This window comes from Arenibacter echinorum (genome assembly GCF_003259375.1).
In the GTDB taxonomy this organism is placed as follows: domain Bacteria; phylum Bacteroidota; class Bacteroidia; order Flavobacteriales; family Flavobacteriaceae; genus Arenibacter; species Arenibacter echinorum.
Genome location: NZ_QLLN01000006.1, coordinates 54,509 through 75,223 on the forward strand (window position 1 = coordinate 54,509; position 20,715 = coordinate 75,223).

The following is a 20,715-nucleotide window of genomic DNA, read 5'->3' on the forward strand; positions in this document are numbered from 1 at the left end:
TATGGATTTGATTACAGCAAACATTAAAAATCTTACAAGCTTATGGAGCTTGGCTGGCATTAAGGACGGTCAATTTTTGGATAATGAAAATTTCGCCATCAGCACCGTGTCAGAATCGGAATGGCCTAATAAATTATGGTTTCATAGGCCTCCAACCCAAGAGCTATTGGAGGAAATCCTTACTAGATGTGAAAGTGACGGCATCACTATTCCCATATGGCAAAACATTGTGCCGGAAGGACTATTAAAGTCCCGTGGTTTCTCCTTAAAAAATGAATTGACCGGAATGTCATTACAGCTGAATGGCACCCACAATAGAACACATAGATTATCCTTCCAAAAGGTAAGCGATGCCAGCTCAGCTGTACTGTGGTCCAATCTTTTCCTTAAAGCCTTTGGATACTTTATCAGCCCGAAAACAGTAGAACTCACCATGGGTCGGGTAGACTATCTCATTGGGAACCATGGGCCACAATCCATTGGAACAGCTGTTCTTTATAGAGATAATCCCAATACGGCAGGCATTCATTCCATTGGTGTTGTCCCGGACCATAGGCGAAAGGGATATGCCGCAGACCTACTGAATCATGTTTTGGACCTGGCCAAACAGCAAGGTGCCATCTATGCCACCCTACAAGCGTCTTCCATGGCAAAAGAACTATATCTAAAAACAGGATTTCAAGAAGATTTCCTTATTCAAAATTTTGTAAAACATTAAAACAGTATACAATGAATTTAATTGATCATCTAAATTGGCGATATGCCACCAAAATGTTCGACCCAAAAAGAAAGGTAAGCAAGCAAGACTTGGAATTTCTAAAAGAAGCCATAAGGCTTTCCGTATCATCCTATGGCCTACAACTTTATAAAGTATTGATCATTGAAAACGATGAAATCAGGGCAGCACTGCGAAAAGCTTCTTGGGATCAATCCCAAATTACCGACGCATCCCAGTTGTTCGTTTTTTGTAATTACACCCTAGATTATGATAGGCATGTAGACGATTATGTAGAACGAATTATCACTACACAGGGCAATTCTTCCGATGGGATAAAACAATATGGAGAATCTATTAAGACAAGCATCGCCAAGATGTCGGCAGAGGAACGAAAAAGTTGGTCGGAAAAGCAAACCTATCTGGCCTTGAACAATCTTCTTATTGCCTGTGCCGAGCTAAAAATAGACGCATGTCCCATGGAAGGCTATGACAACCAGGCCTATAATCAAATATTGGGATTGGATGAACTGGGACTTAATGCAACAGTGATAGCCCCTGTAGGGTATAGATCTGCTTCCGATAAATCCCAGAATAGATTAAAAATAAGAAAGACCAAGGAAGAATTATTCCAAACTGCCTGACCAAATAGAATTGAAAAAAAGTATGGCAAGTTCAACATCCTTATAAAGCAGGTTGGACTTGCCTAAAATAATCTAAAGTATAATAGTATGCCACACTTTGTAATTGATTGCTCGCAAAACATTTTAAACAAAAAAGCTCCTAACGAAATCATTCAGAGGGTTTATGATACCGCTGAAGCAACCGATCTTTTTGAAGCCGGGGACATCAAGGTAAGGATCAATCCCTTTGAATACTATACGATAGGCAATACCAGAGACGACTTTATGCACGTTTTCGCCAATATTATGGAAGGAAGAAGCATTCCCGAAAAAAAAGATTTATCAAAAAAAATAGTTTCTGAATTGAAATCAATGTTTCCGGAAGTTCCCATTATTTCCATAAACATCCGGGATTTTGAGAAAGCCACCTACTGTAATAAATCAATGGTAGGGTAAATTTGTACAGTATATCAGGGATAATACTAAATAACCGCTTTCACGCAACTTTACCTATTATTTTCATCTTCGGGAATAAAAAGGTTATGGTTATTGTATGATTTATTGGTAAAAGCAAATTAAGGAATAATTTCAATCTCCAAACATTTAATTGAAAGGACCAAGAAATTAGTAAAAGAGACATCTGCCTGCGGGATGTTTTTGGAAACGAAAATATTCAATTTAAAGGGCAATAATCTATATTCAAAAACCGGATTTGCGTTGAACAAGGAATCAAATTTTTATTATTGGGATGATAATCTGTAACAATTATCTCGTATCTATCACCAATGTAGGAATATACCATTATACCAAGTGGGATTAAAAATGAACGACAAAAATGAGAAAGCTATTATCCAGTTATGTTAACACCTTTAATGGACTATCCAGAGAAGTTTGGTGGCTGGCACTTATTACACTTATTAACAGGGCCGGTACCATGGTAATACCATTTCTTTCCCTATACCTTACCCAAAGTTTAAACTTTAGCCTTTCGGATGTAGGTTGGATCATGGCACTTTTTGGCTTGGGGTCTGTGATCGGCTCTTGGTTGGGAGGAAAATTAACGGATAGAATAGGCTATTACAAGGTGATGGTATTAAGCCTATTGGCCTCTGGAGTTTCATTTATCCTCTTACAGTACATTACAACATTTGTTGGTTTTTGTGTTGGAGTCTTAGTTCTAATGGCCATCGCCGATATGTTCCGTCCGGCCATGTTTGTAGCATTAAGCTCCTATAGTAAACCAGAAAATAGAACGCGCTCCATAACGCTGATCAGGTTGGCCATTAATTTGGGTTTTTCTGCGGGACCTGCCTTGGGAGGTCTCATTATATTTGCTCTAAGTTATGGGGGACTGTTTTGGATAGATGGCATAACCTGTTTTATAGCCGGTATGTTATTATTGAAAATTCTGAACCCTAAGAAAGCAAAGGTTATTGAGCAGGTTAAGGTGGTAAATCCCTCAGAGGCATACACGGATATGGCCTTTATGATTCTTTTGGTTGGAATGACATTATTTGGGCTGGCATTCTTTCAATTGTTATCTACCCTTCCCCTTTATTACAAAGATGTGCATCATTTAACGGAGGCAGAGATAGGCCTGCTCCTAGGATTGAATGGCTTTCTTATTTTTATTTTTGAAATGCCACTGATCAAATGGTTGGAAAGCAGTAAAAATAGTATGTCCAAACTCATCCTCATTGGGGTCCTATTAACAGCAATGAGCTTCATTGTAATCAATCTTACCGGATGGATAGGAGCCCTGGTTATTGGTATGATTCTTATGTCATTTGGAGAAATGATCGTATTTCCGTTCTCCAATTCCTTGGCCCTAAATAGATCTATAAAAGGAAACCAAGGGCAATACATGGCCTATTACTCCATTTCCTTCTCCATAGCCCACATTTTTGGGCACAGCATCGGAATGAATTTAGTGGCGAATTTGGGATATAAATCTACCTGGCATATAATTACCCTAGTGGCCATATCAAGTGCGGCATTTATGTTGTTGTTAATTCATTTTTTAAAGAAAGAAAAAGAAAACAAAACTAGTTCTTTAAGGAGTGTTGGGTAATCTAGGACTAAAGGCTATAATTGTAAATAAACCATACTGCTAATTGGTTTGAAAATAGAGATAACAGATTTTGAGGAAAACGATAGAACACGGCTTCAAGAAATTTATTTTGAAGTTCGGATTTCTACCTTTACATGGCTACCCAAAGATTCTATCGACAAATCTTCGTTTAACCAGGACACCAAAGGAGAATATATTTTGGTGGCGAAAATGGAAAATGAAATCGTAGGTTTTGCCTCTGTATGGCTTCAGGACAGCTTTCTTCACCATCTGTATATCTCTAATAATTTTCAAGGTAAAGGCATTGGCACCATGCTATTGAACAAAGTCATTGAAAAGTCCAATTCTGACCTTGCACTAAAGTGCTTGAAGAAAAATAAATTAGGCATCCATTTCTATTTGAAATCGGGATGGGTGGCAGCATCCGAAGGAATTTCCAAAGAAGGGGAGTATATTTTATTTAAATACCATATTTTCCAATTTGTGATTTAAAGGGGGCCAGTACACCTTTACAGTTGCAGAAAAACTATGTTCCAGCGCATAAAATATTAGAAATATATGTAATGGAAAAATCCATAGGGAAACAATAGCTTGTAGGATTTTCTAAATTTATGATAATTTGTATATTTATCATGTAATCAGTCATTTAATCCAGACTTTTCGTCTAAAAACAACCTAAGTTTCACATGTGGAAAAGCAATTACTTTATTCGGATTTTGTTCGTAAGTTTTCTATTTGTTATTATTTCTTCCTTTAAACATTCAATTCCGCACCCTTCAGAAAAAGAGAGCTCGCCTCCACAATCGTTGGTATTTAATACCGACGGCTTGTACAACGCCGAGTTTTTCGATTATATCTTTAGAGGTCATTTTGAAAATATTGATTTAAAACGTGAGGACATGCGATTCCTTATGATTTTTGAACAATACCTCAGAGCCTTCGGAAGGGAATGTCCCAGTTACCTGCCGGAAGACAGGGTAGAGATTATGGAACAGGTATGCGCCGTGGAAGAGGTATCCCGAAATGTATATGGAGATGAGCTTAGTAGGGTATGTATTGAATATAAATGGGTAGGCACCGGCCTTTTTGCTCGCAGAGATCTGTATAATGCCAAAATAGAAGTCGAAAATATACAAAGGGCCGATGCTGTACGTACTACTATGGAAATGATATTGGACCCACATTCTATGGGCAATTCCGTTGATTTAATGCATCAGGCCAAAGGATTAAAAAATGATATGCTTCAAATTTTTAAGATAAACAGCTGCAATAGTCCCGGTGTGCAAAGATTTGAAGAAAACCTAAAACTGTTTGCCCTGAACAAACCTTCGATCCGCATGGAGGGAAGTAGTAAATATGCCGTCATGAAAAAATCCGGGGGACCTACAGGATCCCAGGATTATAATAAGTTGATAGATGACCTTGTAGCCAACCAATCCAAAACCTGGTCGTTCAATCGTTATACTGCTGGAAGTATTTCAGCTTTTTCCGTACTTTCCAAAGACAGCGAAGGGAGACCTAAATCAGTAAGGGCCAATTATAGCTATTCAGGTTTTGGTAGCAGTAGTCAAGGTTGGGTGCAAATTGACTTTAGCAATGGTTTGCCAAAATGCATTTATTTTTTTGACTTTCCCACGAACTGCAAAACTCCGAACAGTAGTATTGTGGCCTCGTTTGCAAAGGGCGATTATGGGAGATAGCCTTTGCTAAAAACACACGGGTGAAAATTTATCATAAACTCACCGAAATTGATTTAGATGAGTTAGTTTTATTCTACATGGAAAGAAGTTCAGACTCCCCTATCGTCAAAGGCATTAAAAAATATGTCCATTTATGTTCAAAACGAAATTAACCTCAAAAGATCAGACCGCTATTCTGGAAGTTTTAAAAGCCAGATTTCACCAGAACATGAATAGGCATACGGGCCTTGAATGGCATGCTATTGAAAATAAATTAAATAACAGCCCGGAAAAACTATGGTCCCTTAACGAAATGGAAAAGACCGGAGGGGAACCGGATGTGGTCTATTTTGATGTGAAAAGTGGTGCGTATATCTTTTTCGATTGCTCGGTGGAAAGTCCTACAGGTAGAAGAAGTGCCTGCTATGACCAAGAGGCACAGGAATCCAGAATAAAGTTCAAACCCAAACACAACGCCTGTTCTATGGCCCTGGCCATGGGAGTGGATTTAATGACCGAAGAGGACTATAGAAAACTACAAAAACTGGGGAAGTTCGATACAAAAACATCGAGTTGGATACAGACTCCGCCCGATATTAGACAACTAGGAGGGGCACTGTTCGCCGATTTTAGGTACGGCCATGTTTTTGTTTATCACAATGGAGCCGATTCCTATTATGCTGCTAGAGGTTTTAGGGGCTTATTAAGAGTCTAATTCCAAAAGGTTTTGGATGCAATTAATGAACAAAATAGTAGAAGAGAACTTTGAATTCTACTATTATAAATGGTCTCCCTCAAAATAAAAAGCGGGCATTTTATTGGGTAATGGAATTCTCTTTTACTCCGATTAACAAAAGTTTATTGCTATATTACATGACACCTAAAACTGAAACAAATGCCAACCAACAGACGTAAATTTATAGGCCAATCCTTTGCCTCCGTAGCCGGAATAGCAGCCATTGGCATGATCCCTAACCACATTTTTGGCCACAACTTACATAATACTTCAAGGCCTGAAGAAATTATATTACCAGTCAACAAATCCAATAGCATCAAGGAATCCATAAGATTTTCCGTAATAGGTTTGAACCATAGCCATATTTATGGAATGGTCGATTCCTTACTGACAGGCGGTGGAACTATGGTCGCCGTTTACGCCAAGGAGCCTGAATTGTTGCAGCAATTTACCAAACGCTATCCCAAGGTTAAGATTGCGAAAAGCGAAAATGAAATTATTGTGGACAATACTATCCAGCTGGTGGCCAGCGCGGCAATTCCTATAGAAAGGGCACCGATAGGAATTCGTGTAATGCAGTCCGGAAAGGATTTTATGGCGGACAAGCCTGGCATTCTTACACTGGAACAGTTGAAAGAAGTAAAAAAAGTACAAAAGGAGACGAAGCGAATTTATTCAATAATGTATAGCGAGCGTTTAGGTAATCCGGCCTCTATAAAAGCTGGGGAACTGGTCAGTGCCGGTGCCATAGGAAAAGTGGTACAGACCATCGGACTGGGACCGCACCGAATGCGACCAGAATCCCGTCCCGACTGGTTTTTCGATCCCAACAAGGCAGGGGGTATTCTATGTGACATTGGCTCGCACCAGTGTGACCAATTTCTATTTTATACCAACTCCAAACAAGCAGATGTAAATTTTTCCCAAATAGGAAATTTTAAAAATTCGCATAATCCAATTTATCAAGATTTTGGGGATATGAGTGTTAGAAGTGCACACGCTACTGGCTACATTAGAATCGACTGGTTTACACCGGAAGGTCTAGGTACATGGGGAGATGGCCGCACCTTTATTTTGGGAACGGAAGGCTATATAGAAATGCGGAAATACATCGACATTGCAGGTCGAGAAGGTGGTAATCACCTTTTTTTAGTGAACCAAAAAGAAACCAAATATTACGATTGTTCCAATATCTACATGCCTTATGGCGAACAATTGGTAAACGATGTGGTGCACCGCACCGAAACGGCCATGACACAGGAACATTGTTTCCTTGCTACGGAATTAGCGCTGAAAGGTCAAAAAATGGCCCATAAACTAAATGTGTAAGCTTTATTAAATATGAATAATTAAATGAGTGGAGAAACCGACATATCTAAGTTAATACATGAAATGTCCCCTGAACTGAACCAAGGGGAATACGTATTTTCTACGGTAGAAAACATGGATTATATTGACAGAGAGGATACCATCTGTGAATTCAAGGAAAAAGAAGGAACTACTATAATAATCGAGAAGCACAAAGCGGACCACTTAAAACTGCCCTATGAATATGTAGCCTCTTGGATTACCCTAAAAATTCATTCTTCGCTGGAAGCGGTAGGTCTAACCGCTGTATTTTCAACAGCATTGGCCAAAAATGATATAAGCTGTAATGTAATAGCCGGCTATTATCACGACCATATTTTTGTGGATACAAAGGATTCGGAAAAGGCAATGCTGGTTTTAACGGCCCTATCAGACGAGTCTGAATAACAGGCACCCATGATTCAATGGTTGCAGCATCCCCCCTATTCCTGCTCTTCCCACTTATAAAGCCAAGACTATATTTTATCTAATATTGCATCATTATCATAATACAGCCATATTATTCATTCAATTGAAAAGATTTTAACTGAATATTTACTATTATTGATAACTGTTATCAGTAATAATAGGTGTCCTTAAATATCCAAAGCCTTTGGAAATACTAAATTGGAGGTTTTTTATTATTCTAATACACCAATAATCATCTATGAAAATTTAACCCATCAATGAGAAGAGCAGCCATTTTTACAGCGTTATCAGTATTTGCGTTTACCACCATTACCCAAGCCCAGGATATAAAGCCGACTGAAGTTATAAAGGTCATGGAGAAAGTGGCCGACTGGCAGATAGACAATTACCAAGGGTTGTACAGTGGACACGATAAGCCACACCACCCGTTGGACTGGACCAATGGCGCCTTGTATGTAGGTATGGTAAAATGGGCCGCCATGACCGATAGTGACAAATATTATGAGTGGCTTAAAGATATTGGACAAAAGCATGAATGGCAATTACACCGTAGAAAATACCATGCCGATGATCATACCGTTGGACAGTTATATATAGATCTTTATAGAAAGTATCAGGACAAAGTAATGATAGAACCCACCATAGAACAGTTTAATTTTATCATGTACCATCCTTCGCTTAGCTCGCTTCATTGGAAAACTCCCTATCACCAGGACCGTTGGAATTGGTGCGATGCCCTTTTTATGTCCCCACCGGTCTGGGCTAAATTGTACAATGTTACAGGTGAAAAAAAATATCTCGATTTCATGATGACCGAATTCAAGGCCACTACCGATTTCCTGTTTGATAAAAAAGAAAGCCTATACTACAGGGACGAAAGTTATATGGGCAAATTGGACAACGGTACCAAAATATTTTGGGCAAGGGGCAACGGCTGGGTATTTGCCGGACTCGTTAATGTCATGAACGAATTGGATCCACAGAGCAAGGAATACAAATATTTCCTGAATATTTACAAAAAAATGGCTGCCAAACTGCTGGAGATCCAAACTCCGGAAGGCCATTGGGCTATGAGTTTATTGGGGCAGAAATTTTACCCCACTCCAGAAACCAGTGGAACCGCTTTTAATGTTTACGGTTTGGCCTGGGGTATAAACCAAGGCATATTGGATAAGGCCACCTACACCCCTGCGGTAAAAAAGGGATGGTACGCCTTGGTGGGCCATGTTACCAGTGATGGTATGTTGGGCTATGTTCAGCCTATTGGAGCCGCACCTGGGAATGCTTGGGCAGACAAAACGGAAGTTTATGGCACGGGAGCCTTTCTAAGCGCCGGTTCGGAAGTGTATAAGTTGTATGGTGGAAAATAAGGAATCCTAAATATAGTTTAGAAATTTTTTTTCGTTATTTAATAAAGTAGTAGAAGCAAAAACTTGTTGATACGGGTCATTGCAATGCCTTTTAATGCCATAATTTTAGGTACTTAACATTGAGATGAAAAGAACCTTAGTACAGTTTAGGAATAGCCGTTTACGGGGGTTTATAAGAAAACATGAAAAATATGCTCCCATCCTATTTTTCATTGGTGGATTTATATTTGACACCCTTACCCTTGGGCGCATAGATAGGCTATATGACCTTAGTGTTCTGTGCCTGCACATGACATCCTTGACCATTACGTTGTACCTCTATAATCTAGCCGATGATGGGAAATGGAACAATACCGTTCTGGAAAGGTTTAAAGAATATTATCCTTTGGCCATACAATTTTTCTTCGGCGGGCTTTCCAGTGCCTATGTAATATATTACTCGCGTAGTGTATCCATGTCCAAAACCGTTTTCTTCCTGATCATACTCCTTGTATTACTATTTGCCAATGAAATTTTAAAAAAAAGAATTTCCAATAAGTACTTACAGTTCAGTGTATATTTCTTTATCAGTTTTACTTTCTTCACCTTTATGGTTCCGGTGTTGATCAAGGAAATGAGTCCCAATATTTTTATACTCTCAGGTCTCCTGAGTTTGTTTTCCACCTTAGCGCTAATTGCTATTATTTATCGTGCAAGTCCAAGTACAAGGTCGGAAATTCATCTGGGAAAACTCATCGGAATAGTGTTTTCCATTTACCTAATAATCAACATATTCTATTTTTTTAGGTTAATCCCACCAGTACCCCTTGCCTTGAGCAATGGCATTGTTGCGCATCAAGTTAAGGTAGATAACAACAACTACCTTGTTACCTATGAAACTGATGAATGGTATGTATTTTGGAGAAAGCACCGACTAAAATTTATACAGAAACCCAATGAGAATGTCTATGTGTTTTCGTCCATATTTGCCCCGACCAGTTTAAAGAAATCGGTATTTCATCGTTGGAAATGGTATAATCAAGCAACCCAGGAATGGGAAATTATCGAGGATATCGGCTATGATATTACTGGAGGCCGCGATGGCGGTTATCGCGGTTATACCTTTAAAAACAATTTAGTGGAAGGTTTGTGGAAAGTGGAGGTTCTTACCCAGGAAGAACTGGTTCTGGGCATAATAGACTTTGAAGTGATAACCAGTGATTCGTTGCAACCCAAGGGAATAACACAGAAAATATTCTGAGCCTTGGTGTTACCGTTTATGGCAGCATACCCAAAGAAGGTGGGCTTAGCAGTTGAATAAATTTTTAGAGAGCATTCCCGTGAAAATTATATTTTTTGGGCTCCATAAACCAGTAACTTTTTCCACATGCTGAAATAATGCAAAAAAAAACAAACCTTTTTTTGTATCCTTTTAGGCAAGTTTTGGTCTACTTAATAAACTTAAAATCTTTTAGGAATGAATAATTGTAAATGTACCCAGTGCGAATGCACCAAATGTAATTGTGTCAACTGTTTGGAAAAAAACTGTCCTTGCAGCAAATGCGATTGTAATAAATGTGAATGTTGTTAAAAAAAGGTTGGTCTTTCAAGGCCAACCTTGTATATTATGGGTATGAAGATTGAAACGGCAGCCATTTGGAAAAAGCACCATAGTGAAATATACTTTTTTATTCTGAAAAAAGTGAAGGATGAAGAAGCTACCAGGGAAATAATTCAGAATGCCTTCCTTAAAATCCATCAAAAAATTGACACCTTAAAGGACTCGGAAAAGGTTAGGGCTTGGGTATTTACTATTGTTAGAAATGAAATTGCCAATTATTACAACCTTGCCATCAAAACCTTGCAAAGCCCTTTGAATGAAATTTCATCAACTTATGACAGCTACCAGGATTTCTGTTGCTTTGATCGATTTGTAACCAATTTACCCAAACCATATAAGGAAGTGGTTCATTTGGTTTACCTACAGGGCAAGACCCAGGGCCAGGCAGCAGAAATGATGGGAATTAGCTTGGCCAACGTAAAAGCAAGAATTAGGCGCGCTAAATCACTTCTTATCCATAATTTTAATGCTTGCTGTAAATTTGAAATAAACAATGAGGGCAAACTCATTGGGGATTCCAACTGCAGTATTTGTAATTAGGCTCTCCCATTTTCCATACCCTATATTGCGGGTTGAATGTTCAATATTTGCTATCTTAGAGGAAGCAGCGTTTGACTATTATCAAATTAATTTGCAGGCTAATATTACCCAGGCATGAAGATTCAGGAATTGACACTTTACACATCCAATATAGAGCGGCAAGCGGAGTTTTACTCTCAAGTTTTGGGATTGGAAATAGTGAAGAAATCTCCGAAAAATGTTTCTTTTAATATTGGCAATACCCTGCTCCATTTTGAACTAAATAACTCCGCTACCCCATATCATTTCGCTATCAATATCCCCGCCAATAAAGAGGTAGAAGCATTTCAATGGCTTAAATGCAGACTTACTATATTGAAAGACGACCAAGACGAAATTATAGACTTTAGGGCCTGGAATGCCAAAGCCATCTACTTTTATGACCCGGACAAAAATATTTTGGAACTAATAGCGCGTAAAAACCTAAAAAATGAATCGGAACAAAATTTTGGTCCGGAACAATTTCTGGAAATATCCGAAATTGGAGTCCCCACAAGGAATATTGAAAGCGAATTTAGTATCTTAAAGGATGCTATGAGAATCGAGATCTATGATGGAGGGTTTGGAAATTTTTGTGCCATAGGGGATGAAAACGGATTGTTCATCTGCATTGACAGGGAACATAAAAAATGGTACCCCACCAATGACAGGGCCTTTGCCTCCGACTTTGAACTTGTATTGCAGGAAAATGGTAAACAATACCATGTGGAGTTCAAAAATGAAAGTTTAAAGGTCACTAGCCTTAGTCTCCATAATACCAATAAAAATTGATAATCATATGCGAAAAATAAACTACCCCCTACTCTTAATAATTGCAAGTGCCATATGGATCATTGTAAGCTTCATTAGCTGCTGGGACAAAATGGATTTCGGATTTTGGGGACGGGTCATCTCATTAATACTATTGATCCTTGCAATGGTAATTACAATTCGCGATAATAAAAAGAATCGAAAAAAAAATGGGGCCAAGAAGTCGAACAAATAAAAAAAAGTCCAAGTATATCAGCTTTGTTGAATACTAAAAAACAACCTGTTGCACATAGCACCCAATGAAAAAAATATTGCATATTACCACAAAACATATAACTAAAAATTTATGATCATAGACGTCCACACACATATCAACAACTACCATGAAGACCGGGTAGTTTCCTTGGAAGAATGCCTAAACCTTCTAACTGAGACTATGCAGGAAAATAAGGTAGATTATTCTTTGGTACTATCTTCCTATAAGGTAAACGAACATAGACCCAGTACCAAGAAGGTGGTGGAAGCCATTAGTGGACGAGATAATCTTGGCGTGGTTGCGGGCATCAGTTATTTGAATTACACCCATAGGGACTTAAAGGAAATAAGTGAATTTTTGGATGAGGGCCTGATCAAAGGCCTAAAACTTTATCCAGGCTATGAGCCCTTTTACCCCAATGATAAAAGGCTACAGGTAGTTTATGACATGGCGGCGGAATACGGTGTACCGGTAATGTTTCATTCCGGAGACACCTATTCGCCAACGGGAAGAATCAAATACTCCCATCCCATTCATATAGACGATGTAGCAGTGGATTTTCCTGAGCTTAAAATTGTTATCTGCCATGTGGGTAATCCTTGGATCAAAGATTGTATGGAAGTAGTGTACAAAAACAAAAATGTATATAGCGATATTTCCGGTCTGGTTTTGGGTGATTTTTCATATAAATTTGAAAAATTCATGAAAAAGGAATTGGAGGAAATGATTACCTATGCCGGAAATCCACAGTACCTTTTATACGGCACGGACTGGCCAATTTCCAACATGCACTCCTATCTCAACTTTATGAAACAATTGGATCTTCCCGATGAAAAAAAAGAACTTATCCTATGGAAAAATGCTGCCGATCTTTTTAAAATAGATGTATCCAAATTTTAGACAATACCCTTACTATTTTAATGTAACCTTAAATTTCAGCTTTTACATTTATAGATGGTGTACCTGTAGAACCTAAAATCCCATCTAAAACTACGGCACATCAAAAATGTTAAAACCAAAGAGCAGAATTTGTGCTAAATCAAAAATAAATGAATATCTTATAGGTAGGTAAGAGCCTTAAGAGATTGCACAATCATAAAATGCCAATAAATTTATTCGTTTGCATATAGTGCAAATAGCATGTTCGAAGTTGCTCTTACCTTAAGGCTTTAAGCCAATTCATTTCAGCCCTTTTAATAGAAAATAGATGACCAAGAAAACTTTTGGGACCTTTGCAGGGGTCTTTACACCTACCACCCTGACCATATTGGGGGTCATTATGTATATACGCCAACCGTGGGTTGTTGGCAATGCAGGGGTTATGGGAGCCTTGGGCATAGTTTTATTGTCCGTCGCTATCACCTTGACTACGGCCCTTAGCCTATCTTCCATCACCACCAACATTAGAATAGGCAGTGGTGGTGCATTTAGTTTAATTTCACAATCCCTTGGCCTGGAAATTGGAGGTGCGATTGGGATTCCATTTTATTTTGCACAATCCATAGCCGTTGCCATGTATATTTTCGGTTTCAGGGAAGGTTTGCAAACCTTGACGCCGGACATTAACCCTGTGATACTGGATTTGGCCATTTTTGCAGTGGTTATGGGCATTGCCTTTATCAGTACCAGTTTTGCCTTTAAAATTCAATTCGTAATTTTAGGTGTCATCGTTTTATCCTTGGTTTCCATCTACGGGGCCTTATTTGTAAACGAGTTAAATTTTAATATTCAATGGATCGGACAGTATCCGGGTTCTGTGGAGAACGATTTTAGCGGATCCTCGTTTTGGACGGTTTTTGCCGTCTTTTTCCCCGCGGTCACTGGGGTTATGGCAGGGGCAAACATGTCCGGCGATCTCACCAATCCAAGAAAGAGTATTCCTGTTGGTACCATATCTTCCGTAATAATTACCACAATAATTTATATCAGCTTAATTTTTGTTGCAGCCGTTATTGCATCCCCTGATGAATTGGCCAAAAATTATAACGTATTTATAGATAAAGCTCTTTTTGGACCCATTGTCCTAGCAGGCCTTTTGGGGGCCACCTTGTCCTCTGCCCTAGGGTCTTTTGTTGGTGCCCCAAGAATATTATTGGCCTTGGGAGAAAAAAACATACTGCCCAAAAGCAAGGAACTCGCCAAAAAGTCAAAAAAAGGAGAGCCTGTCAATGCCATGTTAATTACAGCAGGATTGGTACTATTTGGTATTTCGCTTCGAAATTTAAATACCATTGCCCCTTTACTTACCATGTTCTTTATGATCACCTATGCCATGGTAAATATAGTAGCACTTGTAGAACAGACTTTGGGATTACCGAGTTATAGGCCTACCCTAAAAATTCCCATAATTATTCCCGCAATCGGGGCCTTTGGTTCCATTGCCATTATGTTTGTTCTAAATGTGATAGTAGCATTATTTTCCTTAATCTTTATAGTGCTTTTCTACCTCTATCTGGTTAAAATGAACATTAAATCGGCTGCAGGAGACTCCAGAAGTGGTTTGTTTACTGCCTTGGCAGAGTGGGCCACCAAAAAGACAAATAGCCTAAGACAGGAACGGGAAGTAAGATCATGGCGGCCGGATTTGTTGATTCCGGTCACCATGCCCAAAGAACTAAGAAGTTCCTTTAAACTAATCCATTCCATTATTTACCCCAAAGGATCCGTAAAGATATTGGCCCTAAGAAACGAAAATGAGACCGAACAGAGAAACATGGAGAATTTCCTTAAGAACGCTGTGAAGAAATTTAAGGAGAGTGATCTGTCCGTTTCCTATTCCGTAATAGATAACACAGATTTTAATACCACCGTAAATGTAAGTATGCAATCCCTAAATGCTGCTTTTTTTAAGCCCAACATCATTTTTGTAAGTATAGATTCCGCCACTTCTAATTTGGCCTATTACAACAAACTAATAGCCGATACCAAGAAGAATAATTTTGGGATGGTAATTTACATTCCCTTTGCCACGGCAAGTCTGGCCATTGAAAAAAGCATCAATTTGTGGATGACCGATATTCCCGTGGATTGGAAGGAAACGTTTAGCGTAAATAACAATAACCTGTCTGCTTTGACCTCCCTTCTTATTTGCCGTAATTGGAAAGGGAACATAGATGTACATATCCTTAATAATAATCCCAATTTGATTTTTGAAGAGAATGATATAGAAGATTTAAAGACAATGGTCAGGTTCCCAAAGCGGACCATTATTAAAATACATCAGGGAAATCTACTCGAAAATGTTTCTAAAGAGAAAAATGCGGATGTCAATATTTTTAATATTGAGCAAGGAGTGACCATTGATGACATGGTCAAAATTGTGAATGATTCCAGAATATCGGCCGTTTTTTGTTCCGACTCCGATTTTGAAAATGTATTGGTATAGAAAAACCAGCTCTCCTTTTAAAGTACAACATGCCGCCATCAGTCCCTCCTAAATAGGTCCAATATGGATTAAAGGGACTGTACCAATAGTTGTCATATGGATTAAATAGGACCCCCTAAAATTTTCACATTTCACTAAAAATGAGTACCTTAGGGTAGGTAACTTTTAAAATAACAATTATGGCAACAATTAAATCTTTAAACAAATGGGCCAATGCCCATACTTATTATCCCTTGGATTTATTAAGAGTTGCATTGGGAGTTTTTCTTTTTATGAAGGGAGTCGATTTTATGTCCAATCATCAACAAATGGCAGAAATTATTAAACCCTTCCAGAACATTCCTGGAGGTATGTTGATTATGCATTACGTAGCGCCAGCTCATTTTGTAGGTGGCTTTTTATTGGTAATAGGCTTATTGACCCGATGGGCAGTAGTAGCACAATTACCAATTCTTATTGGTGCAGTGTTGGTAAATTTTTTAGGGGAAATGAATACTAGAAATCTAGTTCTGGCTTCTATTACCTTATTGGCATGTATATTCTTTATGTTTTATGGTTCGGGTAAACATTCCACAGATTATTATTTAAAAATGCAGAAATAAGGTAATAAACCCCGTAATTAAATTATATTTAAAATCTAATTATTTACGGTCATACTTTATCATGCCCTATACAACTACAATTCTTAAATTCAAGAAGTCCAATTTTACACATTGGGTTTTTATAGGAGTGACCTTGTTACTTTTTTCTTGCAGGGATGACCAACATTCCAAATCCATAGACAATGAGTTGAATGAGGAGACAACCACCATATCCTTTACGGCTATTGGGGACGTTCCCTACAACAACGAACAGCGCGATGGCCTTATCAATATGATATCCAGGCACAATGCACTTGATCCTTCGGAATTTGTTATCCATGTAGGGGACATAAAACCAGGTGCCATGGAGTGTGACGAATCGGTCTATCAGGATGTTTCTGGCATATTAAAAACGTTTGAGGCGCCCACCTTTATCGTGTTGGGTGACAATGAATATAACGACTGTACTGACCCAATACAAGGATTGGAATATTGGAACAAGTACTTTCTTCATTTTAATGAAAATTGGGTTTTTGAACCAGTTGTAACCTATCAGCCAGAGCGAACGGAAAATTTTAGTTGGATAGATAATAAAGTTTTATTCATAGGACTTAATCTCGTAGGAAGTCAAGTTCATGATTCCTTGGAATGGAATAACCGATTAACCCAAAATGGCCTGTGGATCAAAAAACTTTTGGAAGAACAAGTGAGCAAGGTAGAAGCCATGGTAGTTTTTGGACATGCCAACATAGTGGAAGCAGGCCCCGTTAAGTTTAAGCCCTTTACAGATCTGTTTCGTGCCGCTGCCAAATCTTTTGGTAAGCCAGTGCTCATGGTCCAAGGCGATGGCCATTTTTGGATAAAAAATAAGCCATGGGAAGAACAGAATATTACCCGTCTACAAATAGATGGCCGAGACACTGCCGTAAAGATAACGGTGAATACCGATCTTGATTACCCCTTTGCATTCGATAGAGGTTTTTTGGATTGAACCTCTTAAAACAAGAATCATCCCCAATAGGAATAGTTATGGTGTTTGATTGCCAAAACATTGTCCGTATTGGGTATGATCTGTAAAATTAATAATCCATTTAAAGACTATAACTAGTACTAAAAAGGTCCGAATTTTTTGGATTAGATTTCCTCGGCCAACCAAGCTTTCATCATCCAGACTGTTTTTTCTTGCTGTGTAATAAACTCGCTCATCATAGAATTGGTACCTTCATCGGAAGCTTCGTCCGAAGCATCCAAGATAGCCCTTTCAATTACCAATAATTCTGAAAGTGATTCTACGATCAAACGAATCGCATCTTCATCTTTGGTTATATTTTTACCTACCGGAACTTTCGAATTTTCAATATAATCCTCAAAAGTATGTAAGGGAACACCCCCCAGCGTAAGTATGCGCTCAGCTATTTCATCTACTTTAAGATTGGCATCGGTATACAATTCCTCAAATTTTAAATGAAGATCAAAAAACCTTTTACCCTTTATATTCCAATGAATACCCCTAAGGCTTTGATAGTAGCGCTGGAAATTTGCCAATAATTGATTTAAATCCTTACTTAACGATTTTGATTTGGTAACATCCAAACCTATACTGTTTAATTGCATAATGTGTCTTTTTAATTATACCCCGAAATTAGAGAAATCCCTTTCCTAAAGAGGCCTTAATTTATTGATAGATTTTATGATCGCATAGTAATATACGATAGGAAAAAAGTAAGTTTAAGCAGTGATATAATTATTGGTTACAATACTAATAATTAACATGAAAAATTATAGAAAATTTAATAATTAACCTTTTTATATCCATTTTGCTGATTAATTAAGAAAACAATAACAAAAATTTCACTTGTATATAAAGGTACTAGCTTAAATTTGATTTACTCCCCCTCAACTAAACCACCTAATAATGAATAAGAAAAAACTACTCCTATTTGGTATTCCCATTGTCCTAATTCTAGTAGGTTACACCTTGTTCGGGAACACCGCCGATGAAGATGTAGCCATTACCACTAAAGTGGTAAAGGGCGATTTTGTAAATGAAGTCATTATTTCCGGAGAGGCCCAATCTACCAGTTTAAAAAAAATTAATGGCCCGGATGACATCCGTAAATTTAAACTGCGGGATGTAAAAATTCAAGATCTAATTCCTGAAGGTTCATTGGTTAAAGAGGGCGACTATGTGGGGCGTTTGGATCCCTCTGAGGTGAATGAACAGATTTTGGATGCACAATTAAATTTGGAAACTGCCCAGTCCAAATACACCCAAGAACAGTTGGACACTACCCTTACCTTGAAACAGGAGCGGACAGCGATAAAAGATTTGCTATTTGATATCCAAGAAAATAAGCTGGAGCTTAAACAGTCTATTTATGAACCACCTGCCACCATCAAAAAATTGGAAATAAATATTGAGCGCCTGGAACGGGATCTAAAGGAGAAAACCGAGGATTACAAAATTAAGGAACAGAAGGCCAAGGCCAAGATGGTGGAGGTCGGAACTGAAGTATCCAAAATCAGCAAAATGTTGGAGGAACTCAGAAATCTTCAGAAATCCTTCACTATTCATTCCGATGCCAATGGAATGGTAACTTACGCTAAAAACTGGGATGGTTCCAAAAGAAAGGTGGGGTCGTCCATTAGTATGTGGGACCCGGCAATTGCCACCTTACCTGACCTAACAAAAATGGAATCCAAGACCTATGCCAATGAGGTCGACATCAGAAAGATTAAAAAAGATCTTCCGGTTGTTATTGGTTTTGATGCCTTTCCGGATGTAACCGTAAAAGGAACCATCACCAATGTGGCCAATGTGGGGGAAGAAAAACGAGGTTCGGATATTAAACTTTTTCAGGTATTGGTAAACTTTGATGAGAACAATGAAAATGTTAGACCTGGAATGACCACCTCCAACAGAATACTGATCCATAAAGAAGAAGAAGTCCTTATGGTACCCTTAGAAGCCGTTTTCTCCCAGGATTCAATAAGTTTTGTATACGCCAAATCCGGCTTATCCATCGATAAAAAGGAAATTGAAATGGGTGAATCCAATTTGGACGTAGTAATTATCAAAAAAGGTTTAAATGAGAATGAAGTTGTATATCTGAGCAAACCCGAAGGACTGGAAGAAAAAGGTATTTTGTCTTTAAACTAGATTCATGATAGACAAGATACTTCTAGAACAGATTGTCTCTAATTTCAGGGAAGCCATTCGCGTGGTAACAATCAACAAGGTTAGAACTTTTTTAACGGCTTTAGGAATCATATTTGGCGTTGCAGCCGTAATTACTATGCTCTCTATTGGGAATGGGGCCGAAAAGGAAATTTTGGCGCAATTGGAACTGGTCGGCGTCAACAACATTGTGGTCACACCCATACCCGACGAGGAAGACGAAAACGCCAGCGAAGAAGACGAAGGGACCAAAGAAATAACTAGATTTTCAAAAGGATTGGATCTCTTGGATGTAGCCAGTATAGCAAATAATATTCCTACCATAAAAGCCATCAGTCCAGAAATAATCCTGGAGACCTATGTAATCAATAAAGGAAGGCAGAATTCGGTGAAATTAATAGGAGTCACCAATTCCTTTTTTGAGACTTCCAATATTCATATAGGAAAAGGCAGTAACTTCTCAGAGGAACATGTTATAAATGCCGCATCGGTCTGCATAATAGGAGAGAAAGTGGAAAAGAAATTATTTCCGGGGGAGAGTGCCATTGGCAAGCAAATAAAGGTAAAGGACGTTTGGCTACAGGTAATAGGAATAATCGAAGAAAAACTTATTTCGGAAAAAGCACAGGAAAACCTGGGCATCAGAGATTTGAATCAAGATATTTATGTTCCCGTAAAGACCTTCTTGGTCAGGTATAAGGATAGAAAGATCATATCGGACGAACCTATCGACTTTAGTGGTGGAGGCATGATTTACATAGGTGGGGAGAATAATGGACCTAAGAAGAGGATACCTAGGGGCAATTACCATCAATTGGACAAATTGACCGTACAGGTGAACAATTCCAACGAACTTAAATCAACCGCAGAAGTATTGAGCAAACTTCTTAAAAGGAAACATAACGACGTTTTGGATTTTGAAATTACCATCCCTATACAACTACTAAAACAGCAGCAGAAAACGAAGCAGATATTCAATATTGTACTCAGCGTAATTGCCGGGATATCCCTTCTAATAGGTGGTATTGGCATAATGAATATTATGTTGGCCTCTGTATTGGAACGGACAAAGGAAATAGGCATCATGAGGGCCATTGGCGCCACCAAGCAAGACGTAATTCTACAATTTTTGTCAGAATCCGTCCTCATTAGTTTGGGCGGAGGTATAATAGGAATAATATTGGGAATTGTAGCATCATATGGATTGGAACTGGCCACGGGCATAGAAACCATCCTTTCATTGAACTCCATAATTTTATCCTTTTTTGTAGCCACTTTTATAGGGCTTGCGTTTGGAGTGCTACCTGCAAAATCAGCTGCCAACAAAAATCCAATAGAAGCCATAAGACGTGAATAGAAAATTTTCCAGATAACATCTATAACCTTTACCCTCCCCCATTTTATCAATCAAAATAG

At 38.4% G+C, this 20,715-nt stretch carries 20 protein-coding genes; 19 read left to right on the plus strand and 1 reads right to left on the minus strand.

Annotation, left to right across the window (positions count from 1 at the left end; translation table 11 throughout):
* The first annotated feature begins 1 nt into the window (after position 1).
* From LV92_RS15830 to LV92_RS15915, 17 genes are all read left to right on the plus strand, one after another.
* Positions 2–718 carry a GNAT family N-acetyltransferase gene (locus LV92_RS15830; protein WP_170126344.1) on the plus strand — a complete coding sequence of 239 codons (717 nt, stop codon included), beginning with the start codon at positions 2–4 and terminating at the stop codon, positions 716–718.
* Positions 719–729: 11 nt separating this feature from the next.
* Positions 730–1,359 (plus strand): NAD(P)H-dependent oxidoreductase, encoded by a 630-nt coding sequence (locus LV92_RS15835; protein ID WP_111624593.1) that lies wholly within the window; start codon positions 730–732, stop codon positions 1,357–1,359.
* A gap of 87 nt (positions 1,360–1,446) precedes the next feature.
* Positions 1,447–1,794, plus strand: a complete 348-nt coding sequence (locus LV92_RS15840; protein WP_111624594.1) for a 5-carboxymethyl-2-hydroxymuconate Delta-isomerase — start codon at positions 1,447–1,449, stop codon at positions 1,792–1,794.
* A gap of 379 nt (positions 1,795–2,173) precedes the next feature.
* Positions 2,174–3,409: an MDR family MFS transporter gene (locus tag LV92_RS15845; RefSeq protein WP_111624595.1), complete on the plus strand. Its 1,236-nt coding sequence runs from the start codon at positions 2,174–2,176 to the stop codon at positions 3,407–3,409.
* Between the two features lie 48 nt (positions 3,410–3,457).
* The gene (locus tag LV92_RS15850) at positions 3,458–3,901 is read left to right on the plus strand and encodes a GNAT family N-acetyltransferase (protein WP_170126345.1); all 444 of its coding nucleotides are present in this window, start codon (positions 3,458–3,460) and stop codon (positions 3,899–3,901) included.
* A gap of 194 nt (positions 3,902–4,095) precedes the next feature.
* Positions 4,096–5,109: a hypothetical protein gene (locus tag LV92_RS15855; protein ID WP_111624597.1), complete on the plus strand. Its 1,014-nt coding sequence runs from the start codon at positions 4,096–4,098 to the stop codon at positions 5,107–5,109.
* Between the two features lie 133 nt (positions 5,110–5,242).
* Positions 5,243–5,803 (plus strand): DUF4256 domain-containing protein, encoded by a 561-nt coding sequence (locus LV92_RS15860; protein ID WP_111624598.1) that lies wholly within the window; start codon positions 5,243–5,245, stop codon positions 5,801–5,803.
* A 180-nt stretch (positions 5,804–5,983) separates the two neighbouring features.
* Positions 5,984–7,153, plus strand: coding sequence for a Gfo/Idh/MocA family protein (locus LV92_RS15865; RefSeq protein ID WP_111624599.1), 1,170 nt, complete (start codon positions 5,984–5,986; stop codon positions 7,151–7,153).
* Positions 7,154–7,177: 24 nt separating this feature from the next.
* Complete coding sequence (locus LV92_RS15870; protein WP_111624600.1) at positions 7,178–7,579, plus strand: ACT domain-containing protein; 402 nt, start codon at positions 7,178–7,180, stop codon at positions 7,577–7,579.
* A 278-nt stretch (positions 7,580–7,857) separates the two neighbouring features.
* Positions 7,858–8,970 (plus strand): glycoside hydrolase family 88/105 protein, encoded by a 1,113-nt coding sequence (locus LV92_RS15875; RefSeq protein WP_111624601.1) that lies wholly within the window; start codon positions 7,858–7,860, stop codon positions 8,968–8,970.
* 124 nt (positions 8,971–9,094) lie between these two features.
* The gene (locus LV92_RS15880; protein WP_111624602.1) at positions 9,095–10,210 is read left to right on the plus strand and encodes a DUF2914 domain-containing protein; all 1,116 of its coding nucleotides are present in this window, start codon (positions 9,095–9,097) and stop codon (positions 10,208–10,210) included.
* A 366-nt stretch (positions 10,211–10,576) separates the two neighbouring features.
* Positions 10,577–11,110 (plus strand): sigma-70 family RNA polymerase sigma factor, encoded by a 534-nt coding sequence (locus tag LV92_RS15885; RefSeq protein WP_317046771.1) that lies wholly within the window; start codon positions 10,577–10,579, stop codon positions 11,108–11,110.
* Between the two features lie 114 nt (positions 11,111–11,224).
* A complete protein-coding gene (locus LV92_RS15890) occupies positions 11,225–11,920 on the plus strand; it encodes a VOC family protein (protein WP_111624603.1) in 696 nt (231 codons plus the stop codon).
* Between the two features lie 325 nt (positions 11,921–12,245).
* Entirely contained in the window at positions 12,246–13,055 is an 810-nt protein-coding gene (locus LV92_RS15900) for an amidohydrolase family protein (RefSeq protein WP_111624605.1), read from the plus strand.
* Between the two features lie 307 nt (positions 13,056–13,362).
* Positions 13,363–15,540, plus strand: coding sequence for an amino acid permease (locus LV92_RS15905; RefSeq protein WP_111624606.1), 2,178 nt, complete (start codon positions 13,363–13,365; stop codon positions 15,538–15,540).
* A 179-nt stretch (positions 15,541–15,719) separates the two neighbouring features.
* Positions 15,720–16,142 carry a DoxX family protein gene (locus tag LV92_RS15910; protein WP_111624607.1) on the plus strand — a complete coding sequence of 141 codons (423 nt, stop codon included), beginning with the start codon at positions 15,720–15,722 and terminating at the stop codon, positions 16,140–16,142.
* Between the two features lie 61 nt (positions 16,143–16,203).
* Positions 16,204–17,112 carry a metallophosphoesterase gene (locus LV92_RS15915; protein WP_111624608.1) on the plus strand — a complete coding sequence of 303 codons (909 nt, stop codon included), beginning with the start codon at positions 16,204–16,206 and terminating at the stop codon, positions 17,110–17,112.
* A 143-nt stretch (positions 17,113–17,255) separates the two neighbouring features.
* Here the strand turns inward: LV92_RS15915 and LV92_RS15920 are convergent, their stop codons facing one another.
* Entirely contained in the window at positions 17,256–17,735 is a 480-nt protein-coding gene (locus LV92_RS15920) for a Dps family protein (RefSeq protein WP_111624609.1), read from the minus strand.
* Between the two features lie 301 nt (positions 17,736–18,036).
* Here LV92_RS15920 and LV92_RS15925 point away from each other — a divergent pair, with 301 nt between their 5' ends.
* Together LV92_RS15925 and LV92_RS15930 are read left to right on the plus strand one after the other, a co-directional pair.
* Positions 18,037–19,281: an efflux RND transporter periplasmic adaptor subunit gene (locus tag LV92_RS15925; RefSeq protein WP_111624610.1), complete on the plus strand. Its 1,245-nt coding sequence runs from the start codon at positions 18,037–18,039 to the stop codon at positions 19,279–19,281.
* A gap of 4 nt (positions 19,282–19,285) precedes the next feature.
* Positions 19,286–20,656, plus strand: coding sequence for an ABC transporter permease (locus LV92_RS15930; RefSeq protein WP_111624611.1), 1,371 nt, complete (start codon positions 19,286–19,288; stop codon positions 20,654–20,656).
* Positions 20,657–20,715 lie beyond the last annotated feature (59 nt).

What these genes read in the sequence shown, in the direction of transcription:
- LV92_RS15930 (WP_111624611.1), top strand. Translation starts at nt 19,286, where the DNA reads ATGATAGACAAGATACTTCTAGAACAGATTGTCTCTAATTTCAGGGAA.
- LV92_RS15920 (WP_111624609.1), bottom strand. Translation starts at nt 17,735, where the DNA reads ATGCAATTAAACAGTATAGGTTTGGATGTTACCAAATCAAAATCGTTA.
- LV92_RS15860 (WP_111624598.1), top strand. Translation starts at nt 5,243, where the DNA reads ATGTTCAAAACGAAATTAACCTCAAAAGATCAGACCGCTATTCTGGAA.
- LV92_RS15835 (WP_111624593.1), top strand. Translation starts at nt 730, where the DNA reads ATGAATTTAATTGATCATCTAAATTGGCGATATGCCACCAAAATGTTC.
- LV92_RS15910 (WP_111624607.1), top strand. Translation starts at nt 15,720, where the DNA reads ATGGCAACAATTAAATCTTTAAACAAATGGGCCAATGCCCATACTTAT.
- LV92_RS15845 (WP_111624595.1), top strand. Translation starts at nt 2,174, where the DNA reads ATGAGAAAGCTATTATCCAGTTATGTTAACACCTTTAATGGACTATCC.
- LV92_RS15925 (WP_111624610.1), top strand. Translation starts at nt 18,037, where the DNA reads ATGAATAAGAAAAAACTACTCCTATTTGGTATTCCCATTGTCCTAATT.
- LV92_RS15840 (WP_111624594.1), top strand. Translation starts at nt 1,447, where the DNA reads ATGCCACACTTTGTAATTGATTGCTCGCAAAACATTTTAAACAAAAAA.
- LV92_RS15885 (WP_317046771.1), top strand. Translation starts at nt 10,577, where the DNA reads ATGGGTATGAAGATTGAAACGGCAGCCATTTGGAAAAAGCACCATAGT.
- LV92_RS15830 (WP_170126344.1), top strand. Translation starts at nt 2, where the DNA reads ATGGATTTGATTACAGCAAACATTAAAAATCTTACAAGCTTATGGAGC.
- LV92_RS15890 (WP_111624603.1), top strand. Translation starts at nt 11,225, where the DNA reads ATGAAGATTCAGGAATTGACACTTTACACATCCAATATAGAGCGGCAA.
- LV92_RS15875 (WP_111624601.1), top strand. Translation starts at nt 7,858, where the DNA reads ATGAGAAGAGCAGCCATTTTTACAGCGTTATCAGTATTTGCGTTTACC.
- LV92_RS15905 (WP_111624606.1), top strand. Translation starts at nt 13,363, where the DNA reads ATGACCAAGAAAACTTTTGGGACCTTTGCAGGGGTCTTTACACCTACC.
- LV92_RS15900 (WP_111624605.1), top strand. Translation starts at nt 12,246, where the DNA reads ATGATCATAGACGTCCACACACATATCAACAACTACCATGAAGACCGG.
- LV92_RS15870 (WP_111624600.1), top strand. Translation starts at nt 7,178, where the DNA reads ATGAGTGGAGAAACCGACATATCTAAGTTAATACATGAAATGTCCCCT.
- LV92_RS15865 (WP_111624599.1), top strand. Translation starts at nt 5,984, where the DNA reads ATGCCAACCAACAGACGTAAATTTATAGGCCAATCCTTTGCCTCCGTA.
- LV92_RS15880 (WP_111624602.1), top strand. Translation starts at nt 9,095, where the DNA reads ATGAAAAGAACCTTAGTACAGTTTAGGAATAGCCGTTTACGGGGGTTT.
- LV92_RS15915 (WP_111624608.1), top strand. Translation starts at nt 16,204, where the DNA reads ATGCCCTATACAACTACAATTCTTAAATTCAAGAAGTCCAATTTTACA.
- LV92_RS15855 (WP_111624597.1), top strand. Translation starts at nt 4,096, where the DNA reads ATGTGGAAAAGCAATTACTTTATTCGGATTTTGTTCGTAAGTTTTCTA.